General features: G+C 65.6%; 13 protein-coding genes. 11 read left to right on the forward strand and 2 right to left on the reverse strand.

The features are described 5' to 3' along the window. From pdxS to ACE5CZ_RS08005, 11 genes are all read left to right on the forward strand, one after another. Positions 1–687, forward strand: a 687-nt coding sequence (gene pdxS / locus ACE5CZ_RS07955; protein WP_374946792.1) for a pyridoxal 5'-phosphate synthase lyase subunit PdxS, incomplete at its 5' end; no start/stop codon positions are given. After that, positions 677–1300: a pyridoxal 5'-phosphate synthase glutaminase subunit PdxT gene (gene pdxT, locus ACE5CZ_RS07960; protein WP_374946793.1), complete on the forward strand. Its 624-nt coding sequence runs from the start codon at positions 677–679 to the stop codon at positions 1298–1300. The genes pdxS and pdxT, both read left to right, overlap by 11 nt. Positions 1301–1335: 35 nt before the next feature. Continuing rightward, entirely contained in the window at positions 1336–1962 is a 627-nt protein-coding gene (locus ACE5CZ_RS07965; protein WP_374946794.1) for a hypothetical protein, read from the forward strand. 55 nt (positions 1963–2017) lie between these two features. Next, positions 2018–2782 (forward strand): YebC/PmpR family DNA-binding transcriptional regulator, encoded by a 765-nt coding sequence (locus ACE5CZ_RS07970; protein WP_374946795.1) that lies wholly within the window; start codon positions 2018–2020, stop codon positions 2780–2782. A 13-nt stretch (positions 2783–2795) separates the two neighbouring features. After that, positions 2796–3386, forward strand: coding sequence for a crossover junction endodeoxyribonuclease RuvC (ruvC, locus tag ACE5CZ_RS07975; RefSeq protein WP_374946796.1), 591 nt, complete (start codon positions 2796–2798; stop codon positions 3384–3386). Next, complete coding sequence (ruvA, locus tag ACE5CZ_RS07980; protein ID WP_374946797.1) at positions 3383–4000, forward strand: Holliday junction branch migration protein RuvA; 618 nt, start codon at positions 3383–3385, stop codon at positions 3998–4000. The genes ruvC and ruvA overlap by 4 nt, the downstream gene beginning before the upstream one ends. Next, a complete protein-coding gene (gene ruvB / locus ACE5CZ_RS07985) occupies positions 3997–5049 on the forward strand; it encodes a Holliday junction branch migration DNA helicase RuvB (RefSeq protein ID WP_374946798.1) in 1053 nt (350 codons plus the stop codon). Before ruvA ends, ruvB begins: the two co-directional genes overlap by 4 nt. Before the next feature lie 89 nt (positions 5050–5138). After that, complete coding sequence (gene yajC / locus ACE5CZ_RS07990) at positions 5139–5570, forward strand: preprotein translocase subunit YajC (protein WP_374946799.1); 432 nt, start codon at positions 5139–5141, stop codon at positions 5568–5570. An 83-nt stretch (positions 5571–5653) separates the two neighbouring features. Continuing rightward, positions 5654–7366 carry a protein translocase subunit SecD gene (gene secD, locus ACE5CZ_RS07995; protein WP_374946800.1) on the forward strand — a complete coding sequence of 571 codons (1713 nt, stop codon included), beginning with the start codon at positions 5654–5656 and terminating at the stop codon, positions 7364–7366. Next, positions 7366–8397: a protein translocase subunit SecF gene (gene secF / locus ACE5CZ_RS08000; RefSeq protein WP_374946801.1), complete on the forward strand. Its 1032-nt coding sequence runs from the start codon at positions 7366–7368 to the stop codon at positions 8395–8397. The genes secD and secF overlap by 1 nt, the downstream gene beginning before the upstream one ends. Before the next feature lie 56 nt (positions 8398–8453). Continuing rightward, a complete protein-coding gene (locus ACE5CZ_RS08005; protein WP_374946802.1) occupies positions 8454–10706 on the forward strand; it encodes a RelA/SpoT family protein in 2253 nt (750 codons plus the stop codon). Here the strand turns inward: ACE5CZ_RS08005 and ACE5CZ_RS08010 are convergent. Then, the gene (locus ACE5CZ_RS08010) at positions 10676–11305 is read right to left on the reverse strand and encodes a type IV toxin-antitoxin system AbiEi family antitoxin (RefSeq protein ID WP_374946803.1); all 630 of its coding nucleotides are present in this window, start codon (positions 11303–11305) and stop codon (positions 10676–10678) included. The genes ACE5CZ_RS08005 and ACE5CZ_RS08010 overlap by 31 nt on opposite strands. A gap of 137 nt (positions 11306–11442) precedes the next feature. Continuing rightward, positions 11443–12303, reverse strand: an 861-nt coding sequence (locus tag ACE5CZ_RS08015; RefSeq protein WP_374946804.1) for a DUF349 domain-containing protein, incomplete at its 5' end; no start/stop codon positions are given.

Genomic DNA, 12303 nt, shown 5'->3' on the forward strand with positions numbered 1-12303 from the left:
ATCGACGGCATCATCGGTGCCGTCTCCATTCCTGTCATGGCGAAGGCGCGCATCGGCCACTTCGTCGAGGCGCAGGTGCTCCAGGTGCTCGGCGTCGACTACATCGACGAGTCCGAGGTGCTGAGTCCGGCCGACTACGTCAACCACATCGACAAGTGGAGGTTCCAGGTTCCCTTCGTGTGCGGCGCCACCAACCTCGGTGAGGCCCTGCGCCGCATCAACGAGGGCGCGGCCATGATCCGGTCCAAAGGTGAAGCCGGAACGGGCGACGTCTCCGAAGCCACGAAGCACATCCGAAAGATCAGGTCCGAGATCGCGGCGCTGTCGTCGATGTCGAAAGACGAACTCTTCGTTGCGGCGAAAGAGCTGCAGGCGCCCTATGACCTGGTGGTCGAGATAGCCGAGACGGGCACGCTTCCCGTTGTTCTGTTCACAGCCGGTGGCGTGGCCACTCCGGCCGACGCCGCAATGATGATGCAGCTCGGGGCCGACGGCGTGTTCGTGGGTTCGGGAATCTTCAAATCGGGCAACCCGGCAGAGCGCGCCGCGGCGATCGTCAAGGCGACGACGTTCTTCGACGACCCGTCGGTCGTCGCAGAGGTCTCTCGCGGGCTCGGCGAAGCCATGGTCGGCATCAACGTATCCGACGTCGCGGCTCCGCACCGCCTCGCCGAGCGTGGCTGGTAACCTCCTCGCCGCCCCGCGCGTCGGTGTTCTCGCCCTGCAGGGCGACTTTCGAGAGCATCTGGGCGTTCTGAACTCCCTCGGGGCGGAGGCCGTGCCGGTACGCCGCCCAAACGAGATCGCCGACCTCGACGGGTTGGTGATTCCGGGTGGCGAATCGAGCGTGATGGACAAGCTCTCGCGGGCCTTCGGGATCGCGGAGCCCCTTCGAGCCGCCATCGCGGCCGGTCTTCCCGTGTACGGCACCTGCGCCGGCCTCATCATGCTGGCCGACACCGTGCTCGATGCGATCGACAGCCAGCGCACCCTGGGCGGGCTCGCGATCTCGGTGAGGCGCAACGCGTTCGGCAATCAACTCGATTCCTTCGAGACCGAACTGGCGATTCCCGAGCTCGGTGTCGTGCCCGTGCACGCCGTCTTCATCCGCGCCCCCGTCGTCGAGTCCGTCGGTGATTCGGTCGCGGTGCTTGCGCGACTCGACGACGGTCGTGTCGTCGCCGTGGAGTCGCGGAATCTGCTGGGAACCGCGTTTCATCCAGAAGTCACGGGCGACGCGCGATTCCACGAGTACTTCCTCAAGAAAGTGCACGACGAGAGGGCGCGCTCGCGCGGCTGAAGGCGATCGCCGTCATTCATCGACAGGATGGTCAGATGAATTCCTCCTCGAACTTCGTCGGCCTACGAGTACGTCGACTCATCGCCGACTTCGGAGCGGTGCTCGGCATCGTCGGCTTCGCCGTGCTGGGCGCCGCCGTGCACGGCGCGATCATGGCACTGCAGGTGGTCGGAGCCCGTCTGACGGATGCCGGCTCCAGCTTCACGTCGACAATGAGCGAGATCAGCGTGCGGCTGGGCGAGGTGCCCGTGATCGGCTCGAGCATCCGCGGCCCGTTCGACGAGGCATCCAGTGCGGGCATGACCCTGCAGGAGGTCGGTGCCGCACAACAGCGTGCGATCGAACAGCTCGCCGTCGCGACAGGCCTCGCCGTCGCGGTGCTTCCCATCACCGCGATTCTCCTTGTCTGGCTCATTCCCCGCATCCGGTTCGCGCGCGAATCGGCGTGGGTACGGGCGGCATCCACGTCGCCCGGGGGTCTGGATCTCCTCGCGTGTCGCGCGCTGGTTTCGCGGCGCATTCCCGAGATTCTGGCGGCGCATCCGGATGCGGCGGCCGGGTGGCGACGCAACGATCGCGATGCCGTCCTGGCACTCGCGCTCCTCGAGCTCCGAGCCTTCGGCGTGCGGCCGGCACGGACGGCGGTTCTCCGAAGGGAGTAGACGGCCCTCGCCTAGACTGGTCGGTGATCGAACAGAGCACGCAGGGAGCAGAACAGTGTCCGGGCATTCCAAGTGGGCGACCACCAAGCACCAAAAGGCCGTCAAAGACCAGCGCCGAGCGAAGTCGTTCGCCAAGCTGATCAAGAACATCGAGGTCGCGGCGAAACTCGGCGGAGCCGACGTCAGCGGCAACCCGACCCTCGTCGACGCCATTCAGAAGGCCAAGAAGACATCGGTTCCGATCGATAACATCAACCGCGCCGTCAAGCGCGGTGCAGGGCTCACCGGCGAGTCGGTCGACTACCAGACGATCATGTACGAGGGCTACGGCCCGAACGGTGTCGCCCTGCTCATCGAGTGCCTCACAGAGAACCGCAACCGCGCTGCTGCCGAGGTGAGAACCGCCATGAGCCGCAACGGCGGCGCCATGGCCGACCCCGGGAGCGTCGCCTACAACTTCGCCCGCAAAGGCGTCATCGCCGTGCCCCACGCCGACGGCGTCACCGAAGACGACGTGCTGCTCGCTGTGCTCGACGCAGGCGCCGAAGAAGTCATCGACCATGGCGCCCAGTACGAGATCGTCACAGACCCGGCAGAACTCGTCGCCAACCGCGAAGCCTTGCAGACAGCCGGCATCGAGTACGACTCCGCCGACGTGGAGTTCGTCGCGTCGCTCAAGGTCGACATCGATGCCGAGGCCGCCCGCAAGGTCTTCAAACTGATCGACGCTCTCGAAGACAGCGACGACGTGCAGAACGTCTACAGCAATTTCGACCTCAGCGACGAGGTCCGCTCCGAACTCGACACCGACGAGGAGTAGGGCCCACCCCGACGTGCGCGTTCTCGGAATCGACCCAGGGCTCACACGCTGCGGAGTGGGCGTCGTCGATGTCACGGCGAACAGGGTGGCGACACTCGTCGCCGTCACCGTCGTGCGCACCCCGCCGACGATGGAGCTCGACCAGCGACTCCTCGCCATAGCGCTCGGCCTCGACGAGCTGATCAGCGAGCACCGACCCGAGAACATCGCGATCGAGCGGGTGTTCGCCCAGCACAATGTCAGCACCGTGATGGGCACCGCACAGGTCAGCGGCATCGCCCTTCTCGCAGCGGCGCGCCACAAAATCCCCGTGAGCCTGCACACTCCCACCGAGGTCAAGGCGTCGATCACCGGCTACGGGCAGGCCGAGAAGAAGCAGGTCGGAACGATGGTCGCGAAGATCCTGGGCCTCGTCGAGATTCCCAAGCCGGCCGACGCGGCCGACGCGCTGGCCCTGGCCATCTGCCACGCCTGGCGCTCGCCCGCCACGAGGAGCGCCGTGCTGCCCGCGGGTGCGGCATCCGCTTCGGGAATGACCCGTGCGCAGCAGGCGTGGCGCGCCGCAGAAAAAGCGGCGGGCTCTCCCCGTAGGCTGACACGGTGATTTCTGCCCTTCGAGGAACCGTGCTCCGGGTGAGTGGTACGTCTGCTGTCGTCGAGGTCGGGGGAGTGGGATACGATGTGACGCTGACCCCGGCCCACACGCTGTCGTTGCGCGTGGGGCACGAGGCATCCGTCGTGACGAGCCTGATCGTGAGAGAGGACTCGCTGTCGCTGTTCGGCTTCGTCGACCACGATTCGCTCGATCTCTTCACTCTTCTCACCGGCGTCACCGGCGTGGGTCCCAAGTCGGCTATGGGAGTGCTCGCCGAGCTCTCGCCGACCCAGATAGCGATCGCGGTCGCTCAGGAGGACGACGCCGTCTTCCGCAAGGTCTCCGGCATCGGGCCGAAGACCGCCAAGCTCATCGTGCTCTCGCTGGCGGGCAAGGTGGCCGTCTACGCCGCGGCGCCGACCGTGGGCAAGAAGATCGAGACGACCGTGCGCGACGACGTAATGGCCGCGCTCGTGGGCCTGGGCTGGAACGACAAGGCCGCCGAGGCCGGGTTGGATGCCGTGCTTCTGCACGCCGCCGACGACGAGGCGGCGTCGGTGCAGGCGCTGCTGCGGCTCGCACTGACCGAGCTCGGGCCTCGTAATCCAGGCGGATCGCGATGACGCCCTCCGATCCGGCGCTTCCCCGCGACGCGAGCCCGATCGTCAATCCCGAACCGCTCTCCGAGGGAGAGATCGCGTTCGAGGGTGCGCTCCGGCCCAAGAGCCTGGCCGAATTCGTAGGTCAGGCGAGGGTTCGTGGGCAGTTGCAGCTCCTCATCGAGGCCGCCGGCATTCAGAATCGAACCCCAGACCACATTCTGCTCGCGGGCCCTCCCGGCCTCGGCAAGACGACCCTTGCCATGATCGTGGCGCACGAGAGCGATCGTCCGCTTCGGCTCACCAGCGGTCCCGCCATCCAGCACGCGGGCGACCTCGCCGCCGTCCTGTCGTCGCTGGTGCCGGGGGAGGTGCTCTTCGTCGACGAGATCCATCGCATGGCTCGCACGGCGGAAGAGATGCTGTACCTGGCGATGGAGGACTTTCGCATCGACATCATGGTGGGCAAGGGCGCGGGCGCCACGTCTATTCCACTCGACCTCGCGCCTTTCACGCTCGTGGGAGCGACCACGAGGTCGGGGTTGCTTCCGAACCCGCTTCGTGACCGTTTCGGATTCACGGCGCACCTCGAGTTCTATTCGACCGAAGAGCTCGTGCACGTGCTGCGCCGAGCGGCCGCGCTGATCGAGCTCTCGATCGATGAGGCGGCCCTCGTCGAGATCGCACAGCGATCCCGGGGAACGCCGCGCATCGCCAACCGGCTCCTCCGGCGCGTGCGCGACTACGCCCTCGTGCACGGCGGGCGGGCGAGCACGGCGATCGTCGACGCGGCACTGGAGCTCTACGACGTCGACGTCCTGGGACTCGACCGTCTCGACCGGGCCGTCATGAACATCCTGATCACCCGCTTCAACGGAGGGCCGGTCGGGCTCAGCACCCTCGCCGTCTCAGTGGGCGAGGAGGCTGAGACCATCGAGAGCGTCGTGGAGCCGTTCCTCGTGCGGGTAGGCCTGATCACACGCACCCCGCGGGGTCGGGTGGCCACTCCGGCGGGCTGGCGGCACCTGGGAATAGGGCGTCCTCACGATTCCCTCTTCGACGATGACCTATAATTCACTGTGGCCCATAGGCCCGTCTTCAGGCGGCGTCACTAGTATGAAGCCCACAATCACCCCCCATTGCTGGAAGGCTCGACTTTTTCATGGCTTTTGATCCCCTCACCATAGGCATGCTCGCGGTACTGGCCATCCTCGTGTTCTTCATGTTCCGCAACAGCCGCAAGCGCCAGCGCGAGGCTGCGGAGCTGCAGCAGAAGGTGCAGGTCGGCGCAGACGTCATGACCAACTTCGGCGTCTTCGGAACGATCCTCGACATCGACGACGAGACCAATAAGGTTCGGCTCGAGACGTCGCCCGGCACGGTTCTCACGGTGCACCGCCAGGTGGTCACCCGCGTCATCGACGATCACGACACGGATGTCGCGGCAGACGATGACGACGTCGCCGCAGTGGCCGTCGAGCCGGCTTTCGGCGAGCGAGTCGAGGAGACCCACGGGGTTCAGGCCGTCGACCCTGCTCCGGTGGCCCCGGCAGCGCCGACCACGCCCGCGAAGACCGACAAAGTCGACGAGTAGTCCTTCTCCTCCCTACCCTCGCGCACTCTCCCGACCTCCTCGTCGAGGCTTCGGGCGTGCGCTAAAGAAAGCTGAGTTCGCCGGTGGCATCAACTCTTACCGCAGTCAAGCAGGCGTGGCGAACGCTGATCTGGCTCGTCGTGATCCTCGCAATCCTCGCAGGAACGATCGCCGGAGGCGTCCTGCTCAATGCACCCGGCGCCAGCTGGGGGCTCAAACTGGGTCTCGACCTCGAGGGCGGCACGCAGATCATCCTCGCGCCGAAGCTCGAGAGCGGCCAGCAGGTCAGCGGTGAACAGCTTTCGCAAGCCGTCTCGATCATCCGCCAGCGTGTCGACGCCTCCGGTGTGTCCGAGGCGGAGATCAGCACCCAGGGCGGGCAGAACATCGTCGTCTCGATCCCGGGCACGCCCGACCAAGACACGCTGAACCGCATCGAGTCCTCGGCGAAGCTCGAGTTCCGTCCGGTTCTGGCGGCCGACGCCGCACCTACGGCGGCCATCACGCCGACGGCGACGCCCGCCGAAGGCCTGTCGGACACGCCGACCGTCGCGCCGACGAACGCGAGCGACCTGAACTGGATCACGCCCGCGCTGCAAGACGAGTTCGCCAACTTCACCTGCGACGGGGCCGAGTCGCAGGATGCCGGGCAGGCTCCGGCCGACAAGCCGCTGCTGGCGTGTGAGGATGGCAGCGCGAAATACATCCTCGGACCAGTCGAGGTGACCGGCGAGATGATCTCGGACGCCACGAGCGGCGTCGCCACCACCCAGAACGGCGCGTCCACGGGCCAGTGGGTTGTCAACATCGTCTTCAACGGCGAGGGCACCGACAAGTTCGCGCAGGTGACCACGCGCCTCAACGCGCTGACAGGTGTGCAGAACCAGTTCGCAATCGTGCTCGACGGGCGCGTCATCTCGGCCCCCACGACCAACGCCGTCATCACCGACGGACGCCCCCAGATCTCCGGTTCGTTTTCCCAGGACACGGCGAAGTCACTCGCCGACCAGCTCAAGTTCGGTGCACTTCCCATCGGATTCACCGTGCAGAGCAACGACTCCGTCTCGGCCACTCTCGGTTCGTCACAGCTGCTCAGCGGACTGATCGCCGGCCTCATCGGATTGATCCTCGTGGTCATCTATTCGCTCTTCCAGTACCGCACCCTCGGACTCGTCACCGTCGCCTCGCTCGTCGTCGCCGCAATCATGACCTACCTCGTGATCGCGCTCATGTCCTGGCGCATCGACTTCCGCCTCTCGCTGGCGGGAGTCGCGGGCCTCATCGTGGCGATCGGATTCACGGCCGATTCGTTCATCGTGTACTTCGAACGAATCCGAGACGAACTCCGAGACGGCAAGGGCCTCGCGTCCGCCGTCGAGGCGGGCTGGCGCCGCGCCAAGCGCACGATCTACGCGGCCAAGGCGGTCAACCTCCTGTCGGCCGTCGTACTCTACGTGCTCGCCGTCGGCAACGTGCGCGGGTTCGCTCTCACGCTGGGAGTCACGACGGTGATCGACGTGCTGGTCGTCATCCTCTTCACGCATCCCGTGCTGCGCCTGCTCGCAACGACCAGGTTCTTCTCGAGCGGCCACAAGGCATCCGGCCTCGACCCGACGGCTCTCGGAGCCATCTACCGAGGCCGCGCGGAGTTCCGCAAACCCACCGACTCTGTCGCCAGCAAGAAGGCCGGAGCGGGTCGCGAGGCGGCGCTCAGGCAGACCATCGCAGAGCGTAAAGCAGCCCAACTCACGGTCGACAAACCCGCCGATATCACGAAAGACCGGAAGGACTCCTGATGGCCAGTTTCGCGCAGTTCGGAAACGACCTCTACACGGGCAAGCGATCCTTCGATTTCATCAAGCACCGCCGCGTCTGGTACACGATCGCCATCGTGCTGATGATCGCCTCGGTTGCCATCCCACTCATCAAGGGAGGATTCAACTTCGGCATCGAGTTCCGCGGCGGATCGCAGTTCGTCGTGAGCGAGGTGGCAGACACGCCGCAGTCGGCCGCTGAAGAAGCCGTCGCGTCGGTCGTGCCCCAGGCCGTCGCCCGCGTGTCGACCCTGGGCGTCTCGGGCCTGCGCGTGCAGACCGACCAGCTGACGACCGACGAGACCGACGAGGTGCGCACGGCCCTGGCCAAGGCGTACGACATTCCCGAATCCGAGATCACCGCATCGTTCATCGGGGCGTCATGGGGATCCGACGTGACCGGCCAGGCCATCCGCGGCCTCGTGGTGTTCCTGATTCTTGCCGGTATAGCCATGGCGATCTACTTCCGCACCTGGAAGATGTCTGCAGCCGCCATGCTCGCCCTTCTCCACGACCTCGTGCTCACAGCCGGAGTCTACGCCGCGACCGGTTTCGAGATCACTCCGGCAGCCGTCATCGGATTCCTGACGATTCTCGGCTATTCGCTCTACGACACCGTCGTGGTGTTCGACAAGGTGCGAGAGAACACCGCTCGCCTGGGCAAGGACTCGCACCTCACGTTCGGCGAGGCGGTGAACCTCGCCGTCAACCAGACCCTCGTGCGGTCCATCAACACGGCCGTGGTTGCAGCCCTGCCCGTCGCGGCCATCCTCTTCATCGGAGCATTCGTGCTCGGCGCAGACACGTTGCGTGACATCTCGCTTGCGCTCCTGGTCGGCATCCTCGTCGGAACGTACTCCACGATCTTCGTCGCGGCCCCCCTCTACGCTCAGATGAGAGAACGCGAGCCGAAGATCTCGAAGCAGAACGAACGCACCATCGCCGAGCGTGCTCGCGCTTCGGCCGGCGCACGGGTTGCCGACGCCGTCATCGAGGGTCAGCCGACGGCGTAACCGCTGGTTCTCGGTAGTGCCTGGCGCGGGGGATAATTGAGGGCGGAGGCCCCACTATGACGGACAGCACGACGACGTCGAACGCCAGCCTGCGCCGTCTGGTTCCCCGCATCTTCTCGCGGGCCCAGCCGACGGGTGCCGTCGACGCGCTGATGCGCACCGTACGCCTGAATCACCCGAAGGCAGACCTCACCGTCATAGAACGGGCATACGCCGTGGCCGAACGGGCCCACGACGGCCAGAAGCGGCGAAGCGGCGAACCGTACATCACGCATCCCGTGGCGGTCGCCCAGATTCTAGCCGATCTCGGCATCGGATCGAAGACAGTCGCGGCGGCTCTGCTTCACGACACGGTCGAAGACACGGACTATTCGCTCGATGAGTTGCGCGCCGACTTCGGCGACGAGGTCGCGATGCTCGTCGACGGGGTCACCAAACTCGACAAGGTGAAGTACGGCGACAGCGCCCAGGCCGAGACGGTGCGCAAGATGATCGTGGCGATGTCCAGGGACATCCGCGTCTTGATCATCAAGCTGGCCGACCGCCTGCACAACGCCCGCACCTGGGGATTCGTGCCGGCGGCATCCGCCGAGCGCAAGGCGAAGGAGACACTCGAGATCTACGCGCCGCTGGCGCATCGGCTCGGAATCCAGACGATCAAATGGGAGCTCGAAGACCTGAGCTTCGCTGTTCTGTATCCCAAGCTGTACGTAGAGATCGAGAACTTGGTGCGCCAGCGCACACCCCAGCGCGAAGCCTACGTGCAGCAGGTCATCGACTCGGTCAACGACGACCTCAAGAGCTCGAAGATTCGCGGCAAAGTCGTCGGCCGGCCCAAGCAGTACTACTCGATCTACCAGAAGATGATTCTGCGAGGTCGCGACTTCGATGAAATCTACGACCTGGTGGGCATCCGGGTTCTCGTCAATTCGCTCCGCGACTGCTACGCGGTTCTCGGGTCGATCCACGCGCGCTGGAATCCGATCCCCGGGCGCTTCAAGGATTACATCGCAACACCCAAGTTCAATCTCTACCAGTCGCTGCATACGACGGTCATCGGTCCAGACGGCCGTGCCGTCGAGATCCAGATCCGAACCCACGAGATGCACCGCCAGGCGGAATACGGCGTGGCGGCGCACTGGAAGTACAAGGAGAGGGTGAACGGCGGACGGTCGACCCAGGTCGACCAGGGCGCCGACAACGACATGGCATGGCTGGCCCGCATCTCGGACTGGCAGGCGGAGACCGTCGACCCGGGCGAGTTCCTCGATTCGCTGCGCTTCGAGATCGGGGCCAAGGAGGTCTATGTCTTCACGCCGAAGGGCAAGGTCATCGGACTTCCCGCGGGCGCGACGCCGGTCGACTTCGCCTACGCGGTGCATACGGAGGTGGGCCACCGCACCATGGGCGCCAAGGTCAACGGCCGCCTCGTCCCCCTCGAATCCACGCTCAACAGCGGAGACTCCGTTGAGGTCTTCACCTCGAAGAATCCCGATTCCGGGCCGAGCCAGGACTGGCTCGCCTTCGTGCAGAGTCCGCGTGCCCGCAATAAGATCCGCCAGTGGTTCACCAAGGAGCGACGCGACGAGGCGATCGAGCAGGGCAAAGACGCCATAGCGCGGGCCATGCGCAAACAGAACCTTCCGTTGCAGAAGCTGATGAGCCAGGACTCCTTCGCAGAGGTCGCCTCGCAGATGCGCTACGACAGCGTCTCGGGTCTCTACGCCGCCATCGGCGAAGGCCACGTCTCGACACAGTCCGTCATCGAGAAGGTGCTCTCCGGCCTGCAGAACGAGGCGATCAGTGAGGACTCCGACGTCGACGTCGTGGTGCACGGTCGGCGTCGAAACAAGCTGAGCGATTCGGGCGTGCTCGTTCGAGGCGCCCCCGACATCCTCGTCAAACTGGCGAAGTGCTCCACGCCCGTTCCCGGTGACAAGATCGTGGGATTCGTCACCCGCGGCTCCGGCGTCTCGGTGCACCAGGCCGACTGCCACAACGTGGCATCGTTGCTCACCGAGCCGGAACGCATGATCGATGTGGAATGGGCACCCTCGTCGAAGAGCCTGTTCCTCGTGCAGATCCAGGTAGAGGCGCTCGACCGCTCCGGGCTGCTTTCCGACGTGACCCGCGTGCTCTCGGAGCACCACGTGAACATTCTCTCGGCCACCGTCAACACATCGAGCGATCGCCTCGCCATCAGCCGCTTCGTGTTCGAGATGGGTGACACCACACATCTCGATCGAGTTCTGAACGCCGTGCGCCGCATCGACGCCGTCTACGACGTGTATCGAGTCAGCGACGGTTGATGCGGCTCGTCCCTCGAACCCGGTCGGGCGGAATCGAAGGCGCGCCGCGCCACCGCCTCGTCTAACAGCGCGTCGGTGATGCGGCGAAGCGCCAGCGCTTTGTGCGGCAGGTTGCGGGCCGCGTCGAGGTACTCACGACACTCGGGAAGCCCTGAGGAATCGAGCAGCCTCGACAGCACGGGCGAATCCCTCGACCGCACGAAACCGCGGTCTCGGGCGAGGTCGACGGCCGTGCGCAGGGGTGTTGTGATCTCGATCCCCGCGATCGTCGTCGTGTCATCGGGGCGAACGACCACCTCGCGCACGGTGGCCAGATCGCGCGAGGCGCTGGAGCGCTGGGCGTAGCGGACGGCGATCGTGTGCAGGCGCGGGGGTGTGACGAGCGCACCGTGAACCCAGGCGGCACTGTGGCGTTCGATGATCATGCGCCGTGCCATGACCCGTGCCACGGCGTGTGCCCGCATTGCTGGAGTCTGCGGCAGATCGGCGAAAGTGAATGCCGAAGACGACAGCGGAACGAGTTCTCCGTCGCGACAGGCTGCCCACAGCTCGCCCAACGGAAGATCGTCTTCGGTCAGAACGGAGTCGAGGCGTGTCATGCGCCCAGTGTGGTCGCCTGCCGGGCACGCCGACGCGACGTGGCGAGATCTGTGGAGAACTGCGAGTCAGGGCCGGCGTGACAGGCCGGTGCGACAGGGCCAGTCCGAAACAGGGCCAGTGCGCCCGCCCGGTGCGATCAACCGAGCGCGTCGAGCCAGACCTTACGGGCATCCAGAGATTCTTGCAGCTCTTTCGCCGCGCGGGTGTCTCCGGCGGCCTTCGCCTGGGCGATCTCGGCCTCGAGCTTCTCGATGGCATCGTGCAGCTGCCCGGCCAGGCCCTCTGCGCGTGCCTTCTTCTCGGGATTGTTTCGCTGCCAGAAGTCTTCGTCGAGCTTGCGAACCGCCGCCTCGACCTTGCGCAGTCGATCTTCGATGGGCTTCACCTGGTCACGAGGAACCTTGCCGACCTCGTCCCAGCGACGCTGGATGCTGGTCAGCGACTCCTTGGCCTTCGTGCGGTCGGTCTCGGCCAGCAGGGGCTCGGCTTCGGTCAACAGTTCGAGCTTCAGCTGCAGGTTGCCAGCGAATTCTTCGTCGTCTTTGGCGACGATCTCGCTGCGCGCGCCGTAGAGAACGTCGCCGGCGGCCTTGAACTTCTCCCACAACGAGTCGTCGTAGCGCTTACCCGCGCGGCCCGCCTTCTTCCAATCGTCGAGCAGGTCGCGATAGGCGTTGACGCCATCGGCACCCTTCTCGGCCAGCGCTTCGGCGGCGGTGACGAGCTGCTGCTTCTTGGTTCGAGCATCGCGGTGCGCGGTGTCGAGTTCGGAGAAGAAGGCTTTGCGGTGCTGCTCGATGATCGTGCGTGCGTCGCGGAACCGCTTCCAGAGTTCGTTCGCCTCGGCACGCGGAAGACGCGGGCCTTCTTGCTGGTGCTTCTGCCAGCGGGCGAACAACTCGTCGAGCGTGCTCGTCACCTGCTTCCACTGCGCCTTGGCGGGATCCTCGGCAGCCAGGGCCTCGATCTGCGTGACGATCGCAGTGCGATATTCGAC

This window comes from Agreia sp. (assembly GCF_964263775.1).
GTDB lineage: Bacteria > Actinomycetota > Actinomycetes > Actinomycetales > Microbacteriaceae > Agreia.